Origin of the sequence: Kitasatospora sp. NPDC001261, from assembly GCF_042896795.1 — a bacterium.
Lineage (GTDB): Bacteria > Actinomycetota > Actinomycetes > Streptomycetales > Streptomycetaceae > Kitasatospora.
Window position 1 is genome coordinate 194,263 of sequence record NZ_JBIAXP010000011.1, and the last position, 20,978, is coordinate 215,240.

Here is a 20,978-nt window from a genome sequence, read left to right on the forward strand (position 1 = left end):
GTCACCGGGGCCGGAAGTCCACGATCTGGGAGTCCTCCACCGGCAGGTAGCCGATCTGCTGGTAGATGGAGTTGCTGGTCGGGTTGGCGAGGTCGGTGTAGAGCAGGACCTCGGTGGCGCCGTGGGCGAGGAGGTGGGCCGAGACGGCGGCGGTGACGGCGGTGCCGTAGCCGTGGCCGCGGCTTTCGGCGGGGGTGTAGACCGGGCCGATGCGGGACATGCCGGCGAGCACCGGGCTGCTGCCGGCCAGGGCGACCGGGCGGCCGTCGTCCTCCCACAGGTGCAGGCAGCCGTTCGCGGTCCGCTCGTCCACCGCCCTTGGGACGTCGGGGAGTTCGACCTCGACCTCGGCCAGGAACTCCTGGTACCAGCGGATCGCCAGTTCGCGGTCGGCCGGTTCGGCCAGCCGGTGGCGGCCTGCGGGCGGGCGCGGCGGGTCGGTCAACTCGCCGAGCCGGTAGAGCCGTTCGTCGACACGGACGGACTGTTCGGTGCCGGTGGCCGCCGTCCAGGCGGCGGCGAAGGCGCGGACCGCTTCGGCTCCCCCGCCGACCCCGGTCACCGTGGTGAAGCCGGCTCCGGCGGCGGCCAGGCCGGTCGCCAGTTCGGCGGCCGCGGCCGGCGGCATGAAGGAGAGCCGGGGGGCGAACGGCGGCGTCTGGAGGAAGGCGCCCGCGACCGGACCTCCCTGCTCGGCCCGCCACCAGCCGAAGACCGGCGGCTCGCCGAACACCGTCAGGCCGGACTCGGCCAGCCGGTGCGCGATGGTGAGCAGGACGGTGTTCTCGGCGGGGCGGGCGGCCAGGAAGGCGCCCGCCCGGTCGCGGAACTCGTCGAGGGAGGTGCTGAAAGTCCAGGTCATGGCCCATGGTGGACCCGGCCGGACCCCGCTCGCCAACGATTATCCGGCCGCCGTCGAACCCCTGCCCGCCCCCACCGTCGACGGCTTGCCCGCCCCCGCCGGGGCGCCCGCTACTCGACCGCCACGCCCAGCTTCCCGGCCAGTTCCGCCGGATCGGTGGTCGGGGCGTCGCAGGCGAAGTGCCGGCAGACGTACGCCGCGGGGGCGCCGCCGACCAGCGGCCGGTCGGCCAGCAGCGGCACCTCGGGCTCCCCGGGCGCGCCGACCGCGACCACCGCTCCCGGCGCCGTCCCGAGCAGCGCGGCCCGTCGCAGCGCCGCCGTGGCCGGGTCGCCGTCCGGGCCGACCACGGCGACCTCGCGCGGCCCGTCGAGCAGCGCCTCGGCGACGGCGAGGCCCCAGCCGATGAACCGCGGCGCCCGGCCGGCGAGGGCGCCGACCACGCCGAGGGCCCGTTCGGCGGCCGTGCGGTGCCGGTCGGAGCCGGTGTACGCGGCGTACGTGAGCAGGGCGCCGGCGGCGGCCGTCCAGCCGGACGGGGTGGCGTTGTCGGTCGGGTCCTGCGGGCGGCGGATCAGCTCCTCGGCGTCGTCGGCGGTGTCGTAGAGCGCGCCGGAGGCCTCGTCGGTGAAGTGCTTGAGCACGGTGTCGAGCAGGCCGCCCGCCAGCTGGAGCCAGGAGGCGTCGCCGGTGACGGCGTACAGCGCGAGGAAGCCCTCGGCGGTGTCCGCGTAGTCCTCCAGCACGCCGGCGTTGGCACCGGCCCGGCCGTCCCGGGAGGTGCGCAGCAGCCGGCCGTCGGGCGTGAGGTGGACGGCCAGCAGCAGGTCGGCGGCGCGTTCGGCGGCCTCGACCAGGTCGGGGCGGTCCAGCAGCGCGCCGGTCTCGGCGAGCGCGGCGACGGCCAGGCCGTTCCAGGCGGCGACCACCTTGTCGTCGCGGGCCGGGGCGGGGCGGGCCGCCCGGGCCTCGGCCAGCCGCGCCCGGATCGTCTCGTACTCGGCGAAGTCCTCGGGGTCGGCGAGGAGTTGGAGCACCGAGGCGCCGTGTTCGAAGGTGCCCCCGGCGGTGACGGTGAACAGCCGGGCGGCGGTGGCCGCGTCGGCGGGGCCGAGCAGGTCGACCAGCTGGCCGGGCTCCCACACGTAGTACGCGCCCTCGGCGGACTGCCCGGTCTCCTCGTCCAGGCTGTCGGCGTCCAGGGCCGAGGCGAACGCACCCTCGGGCGTGCGGAGTTCGCGCAGCAGGAAGTCCGCCGTGGAGAGCGCGACCCGGCGGGCCAGGGCCGATCCGGTGGCCCGCCACAGGTGCAGGTAGGCGCGCAGCAGCAGGGCGTTGTCGTACAGCATCTTCTCGAAGTGCGGCACCACCCAGCCGGCGTCCACCGCGTACCGGGCGAAGCCGCCGCCGAGCTGGTCGTGGATGCCGCCGCGGGCCATCGCCTCACCGGTGCGGACGGCCATCTCCAGGGCCGCCTCCGAGCCGGTCCGGGCGTGGTGGCGCAGCAGGAACTCCAGCACCATGGCCGGCGGGAACTTCGGCGCGCCGCCGAAGCCGCCGCGGCTCTGGTCGAAGTCCCGGCTGAGGGCCACCAGCGCCTGGTGCAGATCCGCCTCGCCGGGCGGGTTGTGGGCACCGGCCGAGTACACGGCGGCCCGCTGGGCGAGGTCGGCCCGGATCCGCCCGGCGACCTCGCCGACCTCCTCCCGCCGGTCCCGCCAGGCGGCCTCCACACCCTCCAGCACCTGCCGGAAGGACGGCATCCCGTGCCGGGGCTGCGGCGGGAAGTAGGTGCCGAAGTAGAACGGCTCCTTGTCGGGCGTGAGAAACACCGTCATCGGCCACCCGCCCTGCCCGGTCGCGGCCTGCACCGCCTCCATGTACACGGCGTCGACGTCCGGCCGCTCCTCCCGGTCCACCTTGACCGGGACGAACCGCTCGTTGAGGTACTCGGCGAGCCCGGCGTCCTCGAAGCTCTCGTGAGCCATGACATGACACCAGTGACACGCGGCGTAACCGACCGACAGCAGGACGGGCACACCGCGGCGCCGCGCCTCCTCGAAGGCCTCCGGCGTCCAGGGCCACCAGTCCACGGGGTTGTCGGCGTGCTGGAGCAGGTACGGCGAGGTCGCGTCCGCGAGACGGTTCGGCATGCCCCCCATCCTCGCGCATCCGGCGGTCGGCGCGCGGCAGGTCAGGCCGGTCCGGACCAGTAGCTGATGCCGAGGTTGGCGTCGAAGGTGCGCATCCGCCCGAGCACCTGGTCGGGGGTCGGGCCGAGGAGTTCGTCGACGATGCGGCCGTCGGCGAGGAAGACGACGCGGTCGGCGTACGAGGCCGCCACCGGGTCGTGGGTGACCATCACGACGGTCTGGCCGAGTTCCCGGACGCACCGGCGCAGCAGCGCGAGGATCTCGGCGGCGGAGCGGGAGTCCAGGTTGCCGGTCGGCTCGTCGGCGAAGACGATCCGGGGCCGGCCGGCCAGCGCCCGGACGCAGGCGACGCGCTGCTGCTGGCCGCCGGAGAGCTGGGCCGGGCGGTGGCCGAGCCGGGCGCCGAGGCCGGCCGCCTCCACCAGGGTGTCCAGCCACTGCCGGTCGGGGGTGCGGCCGGCCAGCGTCAGCGGCAGGGCGATGTTCTCCGACACCGTCAGGGTGGGGATCAGGTGGAAGGCCTGGAAGACGAAGCCCACATGGTCGCGGCGGAGCCTGGTCAGCTGGCCGTCGCTAAGCCGGGTGAGGTCCGTGTCGCCGATCCGGGCGGCGCCCGAGGTGCAGGACTCCAGTCCGGCGAGGCACTGGAGCAGGGTGGACTTGCCGGAGCCGGACGGGCCCATGATCGCCGCGAACTCCCCCTCCCGGAAGGACACCGAGACCCGCTCCAGCGCCACCACCCGGGCGTCGCCCGACCCGTGCACCTTGGTCAGGTCGACGGCCGACGCGGCGGCCGGGGCGTGGTTCGCGGCGGCCCGGGGGCCTCCGGGACGGGACGGGCCTCCCGCGAGGGACTGGGGCTCGGTCATCGGTGGTGCTCTCCTCGGTTGGACACGGGCTGAGGTCAGGACTGCGGTCTGGGCCGGGGGCCGGGCGGGTCGGCGGGCGGGGCTCCGCACGGACCGGCGGGCAGGTCGGCGGGTGGCAGCAGGCCGGTGCCGGCGGCCAGCAGGGCGAGGGAGCGGACCGCGAGCTCCCGTCCGGCCGCGGCCGGACGGCCCTGGTGGCCGCCGCTGTCGTGGTGGTCGAGCAGGACCGGCGCCGCCCCGGTGGAGGCCCGTCCGAGCGCCGCGCAGAGCTTCCAGGCGTGCCAGGGCGGCACCCGCGCGTCGTTCGCCCCGGTGGCGAGCAGCACCGCCGGGTAGGCCGTCCCGGGCACCACCCGGTGGTACGGGGAGTAGTCGAGCAGCGCCCGCAACGCCCGCGGGTCGGCCGGATCGCCGTACTCCTCCGCCCAGAGCCGGCCGAGGCCGCCGACCTGGTAGCGGGCCAGGTCGGTGAGCGGGGCCACGCACACCGCGGCGGACAGCAGACCGGGCTCCCGGGTGAGCGCGGCGGCGACCACCAGCGCCCCGTTGCTGGCGGCCAGTGCGCCCAGCCCGCCGACCGGGGCCTCGCCGCGTTCGACCAGCATCGCGGCGGCGGCCCGGAAGTCGTCCACGGTGGCGCTCTTGCCGGGGCCCCGGCCGGCGGCCGCCCAGGCGGGGCCGAGCTCGCCGCCGCCGCGCGCGTGCACCCAGGCGATCCGGCCGCCGGCCCGTAACCAGGCCTCCATGGCCGGGTCCCAGGAGGGTTCCAGCGGGAGGCCGAAGCCCCCGTAGACGGTGAGCAGGGTGGGCGCGGGGCGGCCGCGGTCCCGCGGCCCGGGGTCGCAGACCGTCACCGGGACGGGCGCGCCGTCCCGGCCGACGGCGGTGAGGGTGCGCAGCGCGGCGCGGCGCTCGGGGGGTTCAACCGGGCCGGAGCCGTCCAGGCTCCTGGTCCAGGTGCCGTACCGGGGGTCGTCGGCGAGCAGCCAGACCGACCCGCCGACCCGCCCGTGCCGGTCGTACGGGGTGGCGCCGAGGCGCAGCCGGGCGGGCCAGTGCAGTGCGGTGGCGCCGCCGCCAGGTGCCTCGCCCGGCGCCCCGCCGGGTTCCCCGCCCGGTATACCGCCCGGCGCCCCGCCCGGCCGGTGCAGGTCGAGCCGGTGAGTGGTCCCCAGCCGGCGGAGCAGCGCCAGGCCGGGCCTCCGACCGGGGCCGAGCACCCGCAGGGCGGTGACCGGGCCCGCCTGCACTTCACCGGCGGCGGGCGGTTCACCGACGGCGGGCGGCGCGACCACGGCGGGCCGCCCGGTGGCGCCCCGGGCCAGCTCGTCCAGGTCCAGCGCGAGCAGCTCGTCGGCGGCGAGGAAGCAGACCGTCTCGTTCAGGTCCAGGGCGGTGACCCGCCGCCCGTCGAGGTCGAGCGGCTGCCAGTCGGGCACCGCCCGGCCGGTCCACCGGGTGGCCCACCAGCGCGCCGGGCCGGACGGCTGCGGGCGGGTGCGCAGCAGCAGGTTCCCGCCGGGACCGCCGTGGAGGGTGAGCCGGACCGGGCCGGGCACCGGCAGGGCGAGCCGGCGGGCCGGGCCGCCGTCCGGGTGGCGGGCCGCCAGGGTGTGCTCGGTGCGGGTGCCGGCGGTGTACACCAGCGCCTCGCCGGTGAAGGCGAGGGTGGCGTACGGGGCCGCGTCGGGCAGGTGGTGGGGCCGGTCGCCCGGGCGGGTGGGGAGCAGGTGCAGTCCGCCGTTCTCGGCTCCGTCCCGGTGCAGTTGGACGGCGATGAACCGGCCGTGCGGCTCGGGCTGCCAGCCGGCGATCCGGTCGCCGGGGCCGACGACGCCCTCGGTGGGCGTCCGGCGGGTGCCGTCGGGGTGCCGAACGGTCAGGACGTCGCCGTCCGGGCCACGTTCGTGGCGGAAGAGCAGGCCGCCGGCCTCGGCGGGCGGGGTGGGCGTCCGGTCGGGCGCCTCCCGTTCCACCCGGTCGAGCAGGGCGGCCCAGGCGGGCTCGTCGGAGCGCTGCGGGCGGGCGGCCAGCAGGCGCCGCTGCTCGGCGAGCCAGGCCCGGGTGCGCGGGGCGTCCGCCTCCTCCAGCCAGCGGTACGGGTCCGCCGGCGTGAGGTTCGGCGCCGCCGGCCCGGGGTTCGGCGCCGCCGGCCCGGGCGGCGCGGCCCGGTGGTCGAGGTCAGCCATGGACGGCCTCCGCGGGGTTGTCGTTCCGTCGTTCCGGGGCACCCCCGGCCCCGGTCGGACCGGCGGCGGGCCCACCACCGGTCCGGCCCGCGGTGGCGGCCAGCCCGACCGCGGCGAGGACCACCACGACCACGGCCGCGCCGGCCACCGTGCCGGTCAGTCCGAACGCGTGGGCGCACAGGCCCGCGAGGGTCGGCCCGGCGGGCGCGACCAGTTGGGCGAGGAAGCCGATGCCGCTGTGCACCCGGCCCTGCAGACCCGGCGGGGTCACCTCCATCTGGGTGACCGCGATCAGCACGGTGACCACCGGCCCGGCGGCCGCGGCGAGGGCCAGCGGAAGGACCGCCGTCCAGTGCCCCTGGGCCAGGGTGAAGCCGGGCAGGGCGAGCGCGACCACGGCCGTGCCGAGGGCGATGCCCCGGGCGGGCGGCAGCCGCCGGGCCAGCGCCGGTGCGAGCAGCGATCCGGCCAGCCCGCCGGTGCCCAGGGCCGCGGTCAGCACCCCGATGTGCACGGCGCCCCCGCCCGAGGCCACCACCACGATCAGCAGCCCGTTGAACACCAGGTTGAGCACGGCCGCGTTGACCACCGCGTAGCGCAGGAAGGGCACCCGCCAGATGAACCGGACGCCTTCGGCCAGCGCGGCCCGGACGCCGGGCGCGGCCGGCTCGTCCCCGGGGCGCTCCCGCCTCCCCTTCGGCAGCAGTGCCACGCAGCAGACGGCCGCCAGGTAGCTGCCGGCGTCGACGGCAAACACCCAGGACGGGTGGACGGCCAGCAGCGCACCGCCGGCCACCGGGCCGGCCATCGCCGCGACGGCCGTCCTGCTCTGCAGCAGGCCGACCGCGCGGGGAAGGTGCTCGGGCCGCACGAAGCACCGCACCACCACGTTCTCGACGGGTGCCAGGGTGCTGCCCACCGCGCCGAGCAGCAGGGCGGCGACCAGCACCGCCCACAGCGGCGGCATGTCGCCGGAGGCCGACAGGGCCAGCGCGGCCAGGACGAGTGCGCCGGCCGCGTTGCCGGTCAGCAGCACCGTCCGCCGCTCGCGGCGGTCGGCGAGGACGCCGGCCGGCAGCCGGGCCAGCAGCACCCCGACGGAGAGCGCCGTACCGGCCAGTCCGGCCTGCCGGATGTCACCGCCGGCCCGCAGCGCGACCACCGGGAGGGCGATCACCGAGGCGGCGGTGCCCAGGGCCGAGGCGGACTCGCCGCCGTAGAGCAGCCAGAACGACCGCCCCAGCCCTCCGGCGGCCGCCGCGCTCACGCCGACCCCGTCGCGAACTGTCGCCGGATGCCGCGCAGCGGACGGGCCGCCAGCGCCGCCGGGACGGCGGTGGCGACCAGCACCCCGACCAGGACGCCGACCGTCCACGGCACGTCCAGGGCGGGCAGCACCCCCTGCCCGACGGCCCGGGCCAGCGGCACCAGGCAGATCCCGGCCGTCGCCACCGCCAGGACCGTCCCGACCAGCGCCGAGGCCAGCACCTCGTACACCACGCAGCGCAGCAGCTGCCCGCGGCCGAGGCCGAGGGCCCGCAGGTGGGCGCGCTGGGAACGGCGGTCCCGCTGGGCGATGGCGCAAGTGTTGGCGAGGGCGAGCAGCGCGTACCCGCCCACCACGGCGACGATCAGCCGGGAGGCCATGTCGTCCTGCACGTTGCGCGGCCGCAGGTGGGCCAGGTAGTCGGCCCGCGTGGCGAGCCGCTGGCCGGGCCGGAGCTCCCAGGCGCCCGGGTCACCGCGGAGCAGCACCCGGTCGGCGTACGGGGCCGGGGTGTGCTCGAGGGCGAGGTCGGCGGGGAGGACGTACGAGGGGAAGGCCAGGTCCCGCTGGTAGACGGCGACGAGCCGCAGCTGCGCCTGCTGTCCGTCGGCGAGCGTGAAGGTGACGTCCTGGCCGAGCTTCCAGTGGCGCGCGGTGGCCTCGGTGCTGCCCGCGGCGAACGTGCCGGGAGCCAACTCGTCCAGCCGGCCCTGCTGTTCGCCGAGGTCCAGGGCGCTCCGCAGGGCCGCCCCGTCGACGCCCCAGGCGCGGGTGGGCTTGGGCTTGTCGTCGTAGAAGCTGGGCGGCGCGGTCACCTTGGTCGCGATCGGCGCGACGGCCGTCCCGCCGGGCAGGCCGGCGGGCCGGGCGGGCAGCTGGTGGCCCGGCTCGGCCGTCACCACCGCGTCGGCCCGCAGCGCCTGCTCGGTCTGCTGCTGCACGGCGGCCCCGATGGTGGCCCCCGAACCGAGCAGGCAGACCACGGTGCCGACCGCCAGCAGGACGGGCACCGCGATCGCGGCCGTCCGGGCGGGCGCGGCCCGCAGCCCCGCGGCGGCGATCCGGCCGGCCTTGCGGTCGAGCAGCAGCAGCACCGCGCAGCAGGGGCCGACGAGCAGCGGCACGAACCAGGGCGCGAGCACCGCGAGCGTGGGGATGACGGCCGTGGCCAGGCCCATCACCAGCGCGCCCTGGAGCACCGGCGGCAGGTCCATCACGACCATCAGGGCCACGAGCGGCCCGCAGAGCATCAGGACCATGGCGATGCCCGCCACCAGCCGGCCGACGTTGCGGCGGGGCGGGGCCAGGGCCAGCGACTGGTCCTTGAGGAGGTCGATCGGCTGGACCCGGCCGGCCGCCAGCACGCTGGCCAGCGCGGCCAGCACCGCGACCGCGCAGGTGCCGAGGCAGGCGCCGACCGCGATCGCCCAGGTCTGCCCGGCGGAGGGCAGGTCGACCGCGGCGGGGAACAGCTCGCGCTCGATCAGCAGGCGCCGGCCGAACCCGGCCACCGGGACCGTCCCGGCCACCGCGGCGACGGCGGAGGGGGCCAGCGCGACCAGCGCGACGTCCGCGACGACCAGGGCCCGCAGCCGGCCGGCCGTCACCCCGAGGGCGCGCAGCACGGCGAACTGCCCGAGCCGCTGGTTGGTCCAGAGCGCGACCGTCGACCCCGTCACCAGCACCGCCGACATCAGCAGCATCGTCAGCAGCAGGCCCAGCAGGTTCTGCGCGTCCTTGGCCGCCGCCGCGGCGGACGAACCCTCCGGGTAGGACGGGCCGCTGACCGCCGCGAGCAGCAGCAGGCAGGCGCCCACGCCGGTGGCGGTGAGCGCGCAGGCGACCGCGACACCTATGACCCGCCCCGGGTACGCCCGTACCTCGGCGACGCACAGTCGCAGCGCGCCGAGCGGTCCGCTCGGACGGGTAGTCGGTTCTGATGCCACGGCCACGGTTAACTCACCCCAAAACGGTAAACAGAATGCAGAGCCGGGGAAGGCCGCATGTGCCGCGGCCTTCCCCTCTCTGTCACCCGGTACTGCCGGACCCAGGGGGTCAGCAGCTGAACACGCTGTACGAGCTGAACGGGGCGTCGACGACGATCTCCTCGTCGAGCTCCTGAAGCGCCAGAATGTCGGCCATCACAATCACCTCCTCCTCACCGCCTCGCCGGAACGCGGCACCGGGCCACAGGGGTCAGCAGTTGAACGCGCTGTACGAGCTGAACGGGGCGTCGACGACGATCTCCTCGTCGAGCTCCTGAAGCGCCAGGATGTCGGCCATCACAATCACCTCCTCCTCACCGCCTCGCCGGTACACGGCACCGGGCTGCCGGGATCAGCAGCTCCAGTAGCTGAGCGAGCTGAACGGGGCGTCGACGACGATCTCCTCGTCGAGCTCCTGAAGCGCCAGGATGTCGGCCATCACAATCACCTCCCCTCGTCGTCTCGCCGGAACGCGGCACCGGGCCACGGACATCAGCAGCTGAACGCACTGACCGAGCTGAACGGGGCGTCGACGACGATCTCCTCGTCGAGCTCCTGAAGCGCCAGGATGTTGGCCATCACAGTCACCTCCCCTCGTCGTCTCGCCGGGACGGGGTACCGGGCTCGGCCTGCTCCGGCATCCACCCGTGGACGGGGTGGGCGCCGGGGAGCAGGCACTGCCCGGGGCTCTTGGCGGCGGCCAGCGCCAGCAGGGCGCCGGCGGAGCCGGTGGCCAGGTCGGTGGAGAGCCGGATCAGCTGGTCCCCGTGCAGGACGCTGCCGTCCTGATGGGGGGCCAGGTGGAGGTCCACCAGCCGGAGTTGCTCCTCCGCCTCGGCCCGCCAGCGCGGCAGGCGGGCGGCGACCTGGAACAGGGTGTAGGCGAGCCCGGCGCGGCCGTTGAACAGCCCGCCCTGGACGACCACGCGGACCGCGCCGGCCCGGGCCGCGGCCTCCAGCACCCGCTCGGCGTCGAGGGCTTCGGCCTGCGCGGCGGGCAGGGCCAGGACGGCGAGCGCCACTCCGGCCGAGCCCTCCGCCAGGTACGGCAGCAGCCGGCCCGAGCTGTACGTCTGCAGCATGTCGTCGACCAGCCGGCCGTGCCGCAGGTCGCAGCGGACGGCGCGTTCGGCGGCCTCGGCCCAGGCCGTGTCGCCGGTGAGGCGGGCGCAGCGGGCGAACAGCACCGCCGGTCCGGACCAGCCGCGCAGCAGACCCGGGCGGTCCAGCAGCCCGGCCTCGCCGATCCGCCCGGCGGCCTTGGCGGCCAGGGCGAGCGCCTCGTCCGTCGCTCCGGCCTCCAGCAGCAGCTGGGCGACGCCCGTCAGGCCGCCGTACAGGCCGAGCGAGGAGGGCGGCGGGCCGGCCAGCAGCCGGTCCACCACGTTCGCGGCGTCCGGATGCCCGAGCCGGTGGAACAGCCAGCCGGCTCCGGCCAGCCCGTCGTACAGCCCGACGGGCGTGTCCGCGGGGGCGCGCCGCACGGCGGCGGCGAGCCAGTCCAGCTGTTCCCCGCCCGGTGCGGCCCCGGCCAGGTGCCGGGCGAGGAGCACGCCGGAGGAACCGTACGCCAGCCCGAGCGCGCCGCCGGGGCGCAGCCCGGCCACGTCGCCGGGGTGGAGGCGGTCCTCCCGCTCCGGGGTCGCCGCCGCGTCGATGCCGCGCAGCAGGGCCGCGGCGGTGAGCTCCGCCCGGGCACCGGCCGCGGGCCGGGCCCCGAGGTGGGGGCGCAGTGCCGGGGAGAGGGCGAGCCGCCCCGTCATCCGTTCGGCGAAGCCGGCGGGCACCGTCGGGAAGCACTCCGCGACGAGGTCCAGCAGCCCGCCGACGACGGCCGGGTTGCGCCTGGTGAGCGTGGTCAGCGCGACGAAGGCGGCGAGCTGGCAGCAGCCGAGCGCGAACAGGTCGGCCTCGCGGGCGTCGGTGATCTCCGGGTCGGTGAAGCCGGGTGCCCCGAGGGTGCGCCGGCGCGGGGTGTCCAGCGGCGTCGAGAGTTCGAAGTCGATCAGGGCGACGGTGCCGTCCGGGCGGATCATGATGTTGCGGTGGTGGAGGTCCCCGAAGGCCACCCCCTCCCGGTGCAGCGCCGCGACGCACTCCTCGACCAGCGCGAGCCGGGTGACCGCGAGCCCCGCGAAGTCGGCCAGCGCCCGGGCGTCCGGCCGGTGCCGGGTGAGCGGGTACTCCCGGCCCAGCCAGGCGCTGAAGGACTCGCCGGGGATGTACTCCATCACCAGGTAGTGGTGCTCCCAGCTGGTGAAGTACTCGTACAGCTCCGGCACGAACGGCAGGTGGCCGAGCCGCTCCAGGGCGTCCCGCTCGACCAGCAGCCGGGCCACCGCGTCCGTCTCCGAGGCGTCCAGCCCGGCGTGCGGGCGGGCCTCCTTGATGACGACCTGTCGGCCGCCCTCGTCCTCGGCGAGGTAGACCCCGCCGGCGTTGGAGAAGTGCAGCGCCTTGACCACCCGGTAGCGGCCGAGGCCGGCTCCCGCGTCGTCGGCGGCCGCGGCGATCCGCGCGGCCAGGAAGTCCGGGGTGGAGGCCCACTCCGGGACGGTGAAGCGCGGGCGCCTGGCGTCCGGCACCAGCCGGCCGTCCGGGTCCTTCACCGCGGGCACCCTGGTGCCGTCCGGCAGCTCGCACCACATCAGGGCGAAGCCCCCGTAGCGCACCGACACCGGGCCCTGGTTCCACCGCAGGTCGGACAGGACGTACGGGCCGGGGCGGCCGCCCAACGCCTCCTCCAGCTCGGCGAGGACGGTCTCCAGCTCCTCGGCCGTCCTCGGGTAGACGGTGACGACCTTGCCGCTGGCGGACCGGTCGGCGTACTTGGCGTTCGTCACCGCGACCACCAGCCGGCTGCGCAGGTACTTCCAGGGCAGCCCGAGCCGGCGGCAGACCCGCCAGGCCGTCTCGATCGTCTCCTCGGCGGATTCGGGCGTGGCGCTGACGTGGACCTTCCAGCCCTGCTCCGGCAGCTGCGGGGCGCCGGAAGGCGCCAGCACCTCCCACACACCCTGGGTGCGGCCGCGCCAGCCCTCGGGCAGCGCGCCCCCGCCCGGTGTGAACCGGGAGGCCCGGTCGTCACACCGCTCCAGGGCGTCGTACCACACCGGGTCGGCTATCGCATACGACTCGTATTTCGCGTCCACTTCGCCGTCCGCCCCCTTTCGAATATCCGCTGAACCGAATTCCGGTTTCCGCCGGAACCTTCGAAGCTCCGACTCCCCGTTCCGACAGGAACCATCCTTCCCGGGCTCCCCGTCATGTGACAACGGTGTTAAGCGGAAACTGAATCCGGCGCATACCAGGCGGAATCCCGGCCTTCACTTCGGGGGCGCCGAAAGCCCGTGCGATCATGACGCCATGAAGACGCGTGTCGTGATCGCCGACGACCAGGCGAGCGTCCGCCAGGGGTTCCGGCACATCCTGGCGGCCCAGCCCGACATGGAGGTCGTGGCCGAGGCCGCGGACGGCCTGGAGGCCCTGGAGGCCGTCCGCACCCTGCGGCCGGACGTCCTGCTGGTCGACATCCGGATGCCGGAGCTGGACGGGCTGGAGGTCACCCGCAGGCTGGCCGGCATCACCCCGGAGGTGAAGGTCGTGGTGGTGACCACCTTCGACCTCGACGAGTACGTGCACACCGCGCTGCGCAACGGCGCCTGCGGCTTCCTGCTCAAGCACTCGGGGCCCGCGCTGCTCGCCGAGGCGATCCGCTCGGCGGTGGTCGGCGACTCGCTGATCAGCCCGCAGATCACCACCCGCCTGCTGCACCGCTTCACCGGCCCGCGCCGGGTCGACCGCTCCCCCGTCGAGCCGCTGACCAGCCGCGAGGAGGAGATCGCCGTCCTGGTCGCCGAGGGACTGACCAACTCCGACATCGGCGCCGAGCTGTTCATCTCGCTGAGCACCGTCAAGACCCACCTGGCCAACCTCCAGCGCAAGTTGAAGGCCCGCAACCGGGTGGGCATCGCCACCTGGGCCTGGGAGTCGGGCCTGACCGAGCGCGGCTGAGCGGGCCCGCCCGCTCGGCCGCCGCCGGCCGCACCGGCCGCTCATCGCAGCGCCCGCCGACGGTCCCCGATCCACCGCGGGGCCGCGCCGCCGAGGGGCCGCCCCTCCCCGCCCGACGGGGCCTCGCCGCGCAGCAGTGCCCGACCCAGCGGGGTGACGGTGTGCAGCACGCCGTTGCCGCAGCGCCGGGTGTCGATCAGCCCGGACGCCCTCAGCACGGCGGTGTGCTGGCTGACCGCCGAGGCCGTCACTCCGAGCCGCCCCGCCAACTCGCCGGTGGTACAGCCGTCCAGCAGGGCCTGCAGGGCCGCGGCCCTGGTCCGGCCGACCAGGGCGGCCAGCGACTCCTCCCCGCCCCGGCCCGCGCTCTCCGCCGCCTCCCGCGCCCCCACGGGCACGGGGAGGCCGATCCGGTCGGGACGCATCGCGAAGAGCAGCGTCGGAGCCTCCTCGGGCTCCCCGTGCCGGGGCCGGAGCACCACCCCGGCGCCCTGCAGGAAGAGCGACGGGGCCAGCCGCAACCCCCGCCCGTCGAGGGTGAGTTCGACGTCCCGCTCGGCGGGGATCTCCAGCACCGGGGCGGTCCAGCGGATCCGCGGGTGCAGCGTGCCGAGCAGCGCGTCCACCCCGCCGCGGCCGGCGATCTGGCGGCGGGCGTCCCGCTCCGCCTCCAGCCGGGACCGGACGTCCGCCCAGCAGGGCTGCAGCGCCACCCGGTGGAACTCGCGGACCGCCGCCGCGACGTCGGCCCGCTGGACCACCGATTCGGCGCCGCGACCGGACGACACGATCCGGCCATTCGCCCACACCCGCAGTACGTCCCGGAAACCACCGTTGGCTCCCGAAAGGCGCCGCAGCCGCTCGGCCAGCACCGGCTGCCGCGCCAATTGCCCGCGGACGGCCCGCTGCCAGGGGCGGAAGAATTCCCCGCCGCTCCGCCACGCCTCCAGTGCCAGCACCGCCTCCATCTCCTGGTCGACATTCCCAGCAATTCGTACACGAGCCAGATCCTCGGCGGACATCGCAATGCGAATCACAGACTGATCCCCCGATCGGGGTTCATGCATCGGGACGGCCCAGGGGAACCCCGCACCCTGATCGCCGCACCGACATCCTTGCCCGCCCGCGAGGCGCGTCGCCATCGGCCGATCGGCCCATTTGATCGTTGAGAACGCCGAAATCGGCGCCTCCGGATGTGCCGAATGGCCTGGATGGACCCGTCAGCGGGCTCGAATCAGCCCTCCGAACGGCCCCGACGGAACCACCCCGCCCGGTCAGCCCCCGAGGCCCGCCACACCCTCCGTCGGCAGCACCGCGTCGACCCGCCAGCCGCCCTCCGGCCCCGGCCCGACCGTCAGCTCGCCGCCGGCCGCCTCCACCCGCTCCCGCAGGCCCGCGAGGCCGAAGCCGCCGCCCTCCCGCTCGGCCCCGCCGAGCCCGGCGCCGACACCGCCCGCGCCGCCCGTGCCACCCACGCCGCGGTCCGCACCGCCGGAGCCCCCGGCCCCGTCCGGCGCCCCGTCGTCGGTGACCGTGACGCGCAACGCCGGCCGCCCGCCGCACCGGTCCGGGCCGACCTCGATCGCCACCTCCCGGGCCCCGGGCGCGTGCCGTCGGACGTTCGTCAGCGCCTCCACCACCAGCCGGTAGCCGAGCCCGCTGATCGCCGCCGGCACCGCCGCCAGTTCGGCCTCCGCGGGGGCCTCCAGCCGCACCCGCGCGGAGCCGCTGCGGGTGAACCGCTCGGCCAGCGCGGGCAGTTCGCTCAGGTCACGGCGCAGACTGCGCGCACCGGCTCCCCCCGCCGCCGCCCGCCCCGCGCCCCGGTCGGCCGTCGCGACCGCCCCGGACCCGCGCGGCTCCGGATCGGCGTCGTCCGCCGTGAAGACCTGGACGGTCCGGTCCATGGTGACCAGTGCCTGCCGGCCGGCCGCCTCGATCCCCGCCAGCAGCTCGACCACCCGCCCCGGGTCCTTCTGGGCCAGCACCTGCGCGGCCTGGGCCAGCACCACCACCCCGGTGACGTCGTGCGCGGCGAAGTCGTGCAGGTCTCGGGCCAGGTCCAGGCGCTGCGCCCGCCGCTCGGCCACCACCGCCGCCCGCGCGCGGGTGTCCATCGAGCGCAGGTAGCGGCCGACCCCGACCACCACGCAGGCCAGCAGGGCCGAGCCCAGGCAGAGTTTGACGGTCACCACGGGCGGGGCCGGCGGCTCGGCCCAGAGGGCGATCCGCAGCGGCAGCAGCGCCACCGCCGCCACCAGCAGCGTGCCGTGGCCGAAGGCGGCGGCCGGGGACAGCCTGCGCACCGCGGGGACGACCGGCGCGAGCAGCGCGACGGCCTCCAGCAGCCACCACAACTCGATGCCGCCGGACGCCGGCCCCCGGTAGCCGGCCGTCACCAGCAGCGACACCGCGCAGGCGGCCAGCACCGAGGGGCCCACCGCGCCGACCCGCCCCGGGGCCCAGAGCACCGGGAACAGCCCGGCCACCACCGCCACCGCGCCGGACCCGACGATCAGCGGCCCCGGGTCCCCCGACCCGGCCAGCGCGGCCGCCAGCACCCCCGCCGCCGCCGTTCCGTACCCCGCCCTGCGCACCACGGTGTGCCACGACCACGTCATGGTTCGGGATCCTACGAAGCCTGACGGCCCGCCAGGACGGCTTCACCGAAGACGGACCCCGCGGACGCTTCACCGAAGACGGGCCCGCGGACGGCTCTCACCGAAGGCGGCCCCCAGCCGGTTCCGGAGAAGGCCGGCCCCCACCGGGGGGACCGGCCGACGGCTCACTCCTTCGGGCCCTCCGGCTCCTCGACGAAGTCGACCTTCTTGAACTGCCGGTTCATCGACTTGGCCAGGAACCAGGTCGCGACGCCGAGGGCGGCGAAGACGACGAAGCCGAGGAGGCCGGGGGTGACCTTGGCGTCGTCGACGGCGAGGTCAGCGGCGAGATTGACGAGGTTCACGGAGGCGCTCATATCTCTATGGTGGCCCGGCTCACGGGGAGCCGGGCCGTCGGGGGGTGGTTCAGTCGCGCGTGTCGGCGGCCTCGGCCGCCAGCGTGGGGGTGCGCAGGCCGGCGAACAGGTCGTCCTCCGGCAGGTCGACGTCGACCAGGGTACGGGCGAGCTCGTAGTCCTCGGTGGGCCAGACCTCGCGCTGGACCTCCAGCGGGACGCGGAACCACGGGCCGTCCGGGTCGATCTGGGTCGCGTGGGCGATCAGCGCGCGGTCGCGGGTCTCGAACCAGTCGCCGCAGCGGACCCGGGTGGTGATCTCGCGCTCCTTGCGGCCGCTCTTCTCCCAGCCCTCGATCCACTCGCCGTACGGCGACTCGTGGCCGTGCTCGGTGAGGTACTCGTGCAGGGCCCGGATGCGGCCCATCGGGAAGCCGTGGTTGTAGTACAGCTTCAGCGGCTGCCAGGGCTCGCCGGCCTCCGGGTAGGCGTCCGGGTCACCCGCGGCGTCGAAGGCCAGCATGGTGATCTTGTGGGTCATGATGTGGTCCGGGTGCGGGTAGCCGCCGTTCTCGTCGTAGGTCGTGATGACCTGCGGCTTGAACTCGCGGATCAGCCGGACCAGCGGCTCCGCCGCCGCCTCGACGTCCTGGAGGGCGAAGCAGCCCTCGGGCAGCGGGGGCAGCGGGTCCCCCTCGGGCAGCCCGGAGTCGACGAAGCCCAGCCAGGCCTGGTCGACGCCGAGGATCGCCCGCGCCTCGTCCATCTCCTTGCGGCGCACCTCGTGGATGTTCTCCTCGATGTACGGGTCCCCCTGGAGCTTGGGGTTGAGGACCGACCCGCGCTCGCCCCCCGTGCAGGTGGCCACCAGCACGTCCACGCCCTGCTCGACGTACATGGCCATGGTGGCCGCGCCCTTGCTGGACTCGTCGTCCGGGTGGGCGTGCACCGCCATCAGTCGCAACTGCTCAGTCAACGCCTTGCGTTCCTTCCACACTTGTCGGGCGTTCCGCGAAGTCCGGGTCTGCCCACCGTACGAACCGCTCACTCCGGGACCGCGTCGCCGCGGGGCCGGGCCGCGGATCGTCGCCGGCGCGGCCGAGCCCTGCCCCCGCCGGACCGGCCGCGGGCGTGCCCCTCCTATAGTGACGGACTGGAGGAGCGTCGCATTCCCCCGCACCACCCCGGGCGGCCCCTCCCCCAGGAGAGGACGGAGTCCGATGAGTGCAGACACCACCGCCACCGCACCGCCCGAGGGGCGCTACGGCCGTGGCGGCGACCGCGACTCGGACCGCCGCCTGAAGGTGATCGGCGCGGTCTGCGGCGTGCTGGGCCTGGGCCTGATCGCCTGGCTGGGCGGCTCCTACATGCTGCGCGAGTCGAAGATCAACGGCTCGGTGCCGACCTTCGAGGTGCTCTCCGACTCCGAGGTCCAGCTGCACCTCACCGTGCGCAAGAGCAGCGGGCAGGCCGGCAGCTGCACGGTCCGCTCGCAGGGCGACGACCACGGGGTGGTCGGGGTGGCCGACTTCCCCGTCCCGGCGGCCGGCTCCAGCTACGACGCGGTGGTCACCCTGCGCACCACCTCGCGCGGCACCACCGCCGAACTGCTGGGCTGCACCCCCGCCAAGTAGCGCACCCGCACCGCGCAACGCGCCCCGGGCGGGCGGCGCGCCCGGGCCGGACAGCGCACCCCGACCGGGGCGGCGCGCATATTCGATCCGGAGAACGGGCATCCGTAGAGGGTCCCGCACCCGGTTGCTGTACACCTCGGCGTAACGCCGCCGTCAATGGCGCGCAAACGCCCCTCCCGCTTGTCAGCAGGACTTGTTAGGCTCGTGGTTTCGCCCCTTCCGCACCGGATGGTACGGGAGCGGGCGTTGCTTTGTAGTTGAGACCGATATCACCACCGACCCCTGCTGACGACTCACACCCTCAGCACAGCCCCAGCACCTACGAGGAGCACCCGTGACCCAGACCAGTGAGAACGTGACCTGGCTCACTCAGGCCGGCTACGACCAGCTCAAGGCCGAGCTGGACCACCTGACCGGGCCCTGGCGCATCGAGATCGCCCAGAAGATCGAGGCGGCGCGCGAGGAGGGGGACCTCAAGGAGAACGCCGGCTACCACGCGGCGAAGGAGGAGCAGGGCAAGTACGAGCTGCGGATCCGTCAGCTCACCCAGCTGCTGGAGCGCGCCAAGGTCGGCGAGGCGCCGGCCGACTCGGGCATGGTGGCCCCGGGCATGGTCGTCACGGTCGCCTTCGACGGCGACGAGGACGACCTCATGGAGTTCCTGCTCGCCTCCCGCGAGGTCGCGGGCTCGGACGAGCTGGACGTCTACTCGCCGCAGTCCCCGCTGGGCCGCGCGATCGACGGCAAGCGGATCGGTGACGAGGCCACCTACGAGCTGCCGAACGGCAAGCCGGCCATGGTGAAGATCGTCAAGGTCGTGCCGCACGCCGGCTGATCCGGCCGCGCCACGACACGGGGGCGGCCGCGGGAGTCAGGGACTTCCGCGGCCGCCCTCCGGCGTTCCGGGCGGGGCCGGGCACGGGACCCAATAGCCCGAAGACCCGATCAGCTCCGGGGCCCGATCAACCCAGGGGCCCGATCAGCCCCGGGGCCCGGTCAGGCGGTGGAGGAGCGGTACTTGCGCACCGCCAGCCAGGAGAACACCGCGGTGATCACGATCGACCACAGCACCGACACCAGCGCCGCGTGCTGCATCGGCCAGGCGCTGTCCACCGGCCCGACCTGGTTGCCGAACAGCACCCGGCAGGCCTGCACGGTGGCACTGAACGGGTTCCAGTACGCGATCCCCTGGAGCCAGCCCGGCATCGAGGTGACCGGCACGAAGGCGTTGGACACGAAGGTCAGCGGGAACAGCCAGATCAGCCCGGCCGAGGTGGCCGCCTCGGGGCTGCGCACCGACAGGCCGATCAGCGCGCCGATCCAGGAGAAGGCGTAGCCGAGCAGGAGCAGCAGGCCGAAGGCGCCGAGCGCCTTGAGCACGCCCTCGTGGATCCGCCAGCCGACCAGCAGTGCGACCACCGCCAGCACGACCAGGGTGAACGCGGTCTGGCACAGGTCCGCGAGGGTGCGGCCGACGAGCACCGCGGAGCGGGCCATCGGCAGCGAGCGGAACCGGTCCACCAGCCCCTTGCTCATGTCCTCCGCGATGCCCGCCGAGGCGCCGGCGACGGCGAAGGTGACGGTCTGGGCGAAGATTCCGGCCATCAGGTACTGGATGTACGTGTCCGAGCTGGAGTCGGTGCCGGGGATCTTGATCGCCCCGCCCATCACGTACGAGAACAGCAGCACGAACATGACCGGCTGCATCAGCCCGAAGACCACGATCTCCGGGATGCGGGTCATCCGGCGCAGGTTGCGCTTGGCGACCACCCAGGAGTCGTGCAGGGAGGCGGCGATCCCCCGGCGCTGCCTGGGTATCGCCGGTCCGATGGCGTGCTCGGTGGCGGTGGTCATCTCAGCTCTCCTTCCCGGCCGCGACGGCCCGCTTGTCCGGCCCCGGGCCGCCCGGGCCGTCCGGGCCGCCCTTCCCCCTGCCCCGGCCGCGCGCCTTGGCGTCGGCGCCGTCCTCCTCCTCGGGCCGCTCCTCGGCGACGTGGCCGGTGAGGGTGAGGAAGACGTCGTCCAGGGTCGGGCGGCGCAGCCCGATGTCGTCCATCTCGATCCCGCGGGAGTCGAGTTCGCGGATCGCGTCGGCGAGCACCCGGGCGCCGCCGCTGACCGGCACGGTGATCCGGCGGGTGTTCTTCTCCACCGTCGGCTCGCTCAGCGCGTAGCGGGACAGCGCGGCGACCGCGTCGCCGACCAGGCTGGGCTCGTGCACCACGACCACGATCCGCTCGCCGCCGATCTGCGCCTTGAGCTGGTCGGCGGTGCCGCGGGCGATCACCCGGCCGTGGTTGACCACCGCGATGTCGTGGGCGAGCCGGTCGGCCTCCTCCAGGTACTGGGTGGTGAGCAGCAGCGTGGTGCCCTGCTCGACCAGCGTCTCGATGACCTCCCAGAGCGCGAGCCGGTTGCGCGGGTCGAGGCCGGTGGTCGGCTCGTCCAGGAACATCACCGGCGGGCGGACGACCAGCGCGGCGGCGAGGTCCAGGCGTCGGCGCATGCCGCCGGAGTAGGTCTTGGCGGTGCGGTCCTTGGCCTCGGTGAGGCTGAACCACTCCAGCAGCTCCAGCGCGCGGGCCTTCGCGGCGCGGTTGCTCATCTGGTACAGCTCGCCGACCATGGTGAGGTTCTCGAAGCCGGTCAGGTACTCGTCGACCGCCGCGTACTGGCCGGACAGGCCGATCAGGCTGCGGACCTGGTTGGGGTGCTTGAGCACGTCGACCCCGGCGACCACCGCGCGGCCGGAGTCGGGGCGGAGCAGGGTGGTGAGGACCCGCACGGTGGTGGTCTTCCCGGCGCCGTTCGGGCCGAGCAGCCCGAGCACCGTTCCCTCGGGGACGTCGAGGCTGACGCCGTCCAGGGCTCGTACGTCGCCGAAGGTCTTCACCAGGTTCTCGGCTTGGATGGCTGGCGCCATGGCCTTGCCTCATCTCCTCGGACGTATGGGGCGATCTGTCCCACTTTGCCCCGAATTTGGGCACACAGGCGACTCGATTCTCGGCCCGTGGGACTCGAACGCGATGTATCGCGAGTCTCCCAGTAC

General features: G+C 75.2%; 18 protein-coding genes. 3 read left to right on the forward strand and 15 right to left on the reverse strand.

Annotation, left to right across the window (positions count from 1 at the left end; genetic code table 11):
* Position 1 precedes the first annotated feature (1 nt).
* The 9 genes from ACFY4B_RS17130 to lanKC form a co-directional block, all read right to left on the reverse strand.
* The gene (locus tag ACFY4B_RS17130; RefSeq protein ID WP_387968484.1) at positions 2–862 is read right to left on the reverse strand and encodes a GNAT family N-acetyltransferase; all 861 of its coding nucleotides are present in this window, start codon (positions 860–862) and stop codon (positions 2–4) included.
* Between the two features lie 110 nt (positions 863–972).
* Complete coding sequence (locus tag ACFY4B_RS17135) at positions 973–3,015, reverse strand: thioredoxin domain-containing protein (protein ID WP_387968486.1); 2,043 nt, start codon at positions 3,013–3,015, stop codon at positions 973–975.
* A gap of 41 nt (positions 3,016–3,056) precedes the next feature.
* Entirely contained in the window at positions 3,057–3,884 is an 828-nt protein-coding gene (locus ACFY4B_RS17140) for an ABC transporter ATP-binding protein (protein ID WP_079271858.1), read from the reverse strand.
* Between the two features lie 35 nt (positions 3,885–3,919).
* Positions 3,920–6,073, reverse strand: a complete 2,154-nt coding sequence (locus tag ACFY4B_RS17145) for a prolyl oligopeptidase family serine peptidase (protein ID WP_387968488.1) — start codon at positions 6,071–6,073, stop codon at positions 3,920–3,922.
* Positions 6,066–7,340 carry an MFS transporter gene (locus tag ACFY4B_RS17150; RefSeq protein WP_387968490.1) on the reverse strand — a complete coding sequence of 425 codons (1,275 nt, stop codon included), beginning with the start codon at positions 7,338–7,340 and terminating at the stop codon, positions 6,066–6,068. The genes ACFY4B_RS17145 and ACFY4B_RS17150 overlap by 8 nt, the downstream gene beginning before the upstream one ends.
* Positions 7,337–9,286: an FtsX-like permease family protein gene (locus ACFY4B_RS17155; RefSeq protein WP_387968492.1), complete on the reverse strand. Its 1,950-nt coding sequence runs from the start codon at positions 9,284–9,286 to the stop codon at positions 7,337–7,339. Before ACFY4B_RS17155 ends, ACFY4B_RS17150 begins: the two co-directional genes overlap by 4 nt.
* Before the next feature lie 391 nt (positions 9,287–9,677).
* The gene (locus ACFY4B_RS17160) at positions 9,678–9,767 is read right to left on the reverse strand and encodes a class III lanthipeptide (RefSeq protein WP_198959315.1); all 90 of its coding nucleotides are present in this window, start codon (positions 9,765–9,767) and stop codon (positions 9,678–9,680) included.
* A 50-nt stretch (positions 9,768–9,817) separates the two neighbouring features.
* Positions 9,818–9,907 carry a class III lanthipeptide gene (locus ACFY4B_RS17165; RefSeq protein WP_220450056.1) on the reverse strand — a complete coding sequence of 30 codons (90 nt, stop codon included), beginning with the start codon at positions 9,905–9,907 and terminating at the stop codon, positions 9,818–9,820.
* A 2-nt stretch (positions 9,908–9,909) separates the two neighbouring features.
* Complete coding sequence (lanKC, locus tag ACFY4B_RS17170) at positions 9,910–12,477, reverse strand: class III lanthionine synthetase LanKC (protein WP_387968494.1); 2,568 nt, start codon at positions 12,475–12,477, stop codon at positions 9,910–9,912.
* 214 nt (positions 12,478–12,691) lie between these two features.
* Between lanKC and ACFY4B_RS17175 the strand changes: the two genes are divergently transcribed.
* Complete coding sequence (locus ACFY4B_RS17175) at positions 12,692–13,339, forward strand: response regulator transcription factor (RefSeq protein ID WP_049659617.1); 648 nt, start codon at positions 12,692–12,694, stop codon at positions 13,337–13,339.
* A 41-nt stretch (positions 13,340–13,380) separates the two neighbouring features.
* On the opposite strand, the gene ACFY4B_RS17180 is transcribed toward ACFY4B_RS17175, so the two are convergent.
* From ACFY4B_RS17180 to mca, 4 genes are all read right to left on the reverse strand, one after another.
* Positions 13,381–14,298 carry an ArsR/SmtB family transcription factor gene (locus ACFY4B_RS17180; RefSeq protein ID WP_380743408.1) on the reverse strand — a complete coding sequence of 306 codons (918 nt, stop codon included), beginning with the start codon at positions 14,296–14,298 and terminating at the stop codon, positions 13,381–13,383.
* A gap of 315 nt (positions 14,299–14,613) precedes the next feature.
* Entirely contained in the window at positions 14,614–15,960 is a 1,347-nt protein-coding gene (locus tag ACFY4B_RS17185) for a sensor histidine kinase (protein WP_387968496.1), read from the reverse strand.
* A 164-nt stretch (positions 15,961–16,124) separates the two neighbouring features.
* Entirely contained in the window at positions 16,125–16,316 is a 192-nt protein-coding gene (locus ACFY4B_RS17190) for a hypothetical protein (protein WP_049654716.1), read from the reverse strand.
* 49 nt (positions 16,317–16,365) lie between these two features.
* Positions 16,366–17,271 (reverse strand): mycothiol conjugate amidase Mca, encoded by a 906-nt coding sequence (gene mca, locus ACFY4B_RS17195; RefSeq protein WP_049654715.1) that lies wholly within the window; start codon positions 17,269–17,271, stop codon positions 16,366–16,368.
* A gap of 244 nt (positions 17,272–17,515) precedes the next feature.
* Here mca and ACFY4B_RS17200 point away from each other — a divergent pair, with 244 nt between their 5' ends.
* The gene (locus ACFY4B_RS17200) at positions 17,516–17,929 is read left to right on the forward strand and encodes a DUF4307 domain-containing protein (protein ID WP_049654714.1); all 414 of its coding nucleotides are present in this window, start codon (positions 17,516–17,518) and stop codon (positions 17,927–17,929) included.
* Positions 17,930–18,263: 334 nt separating this feature from the next.
* Positions 18,264–18,764, forward strand: a complete 501-nt coding sequence (gene greA, locus ACFY4B_RS17205; protein ID WP_049654713.1) for a transcription elongation factor GreA — start codon at positions 18,264–18,266, stop codon at positions 18,762–18,764.
* 161 nt (positions 18,765–18,925) lie between these two features.
* Here the strand turns inward: greA and ACFY4B_RS17210 are convergent, their stop codons facing one another.
* Both ACFY4B_RS17210 and ACFY4B_RS17215 read right to left on the reverse strand, forming a co-directional pair.
* Positions 18,926–19,783 carry an ABC transporter permease gene (locus ACFY4B_RS17210; RefSeq protein ID WP_049654712.1) on the reverse strand — a complete coding sequence of 286 codons (858 nt, stop codon included), beginning with the start codon at positions 19,781–19,783 and terminating at the stop codon, positions 18,926–18,928.
* A gap of 1 nt (position 19,784) precedes the next feature.
* Positions 19,785–20,852 carry an ATP-binding cassette domain-containing protein gene (locus ACFY4B_RS17215; protein ID WP_387968498.1) on the reverse strand — a complete coding sequence of 356 codons (1,068 nt, stop codon included), beginning with the start codon at positions 20,850–20,852 and terminating at the stop codon, positions 19,785–19,787.
* Positions 20,853–20,978: the final 126 nt, after the last annotated feature.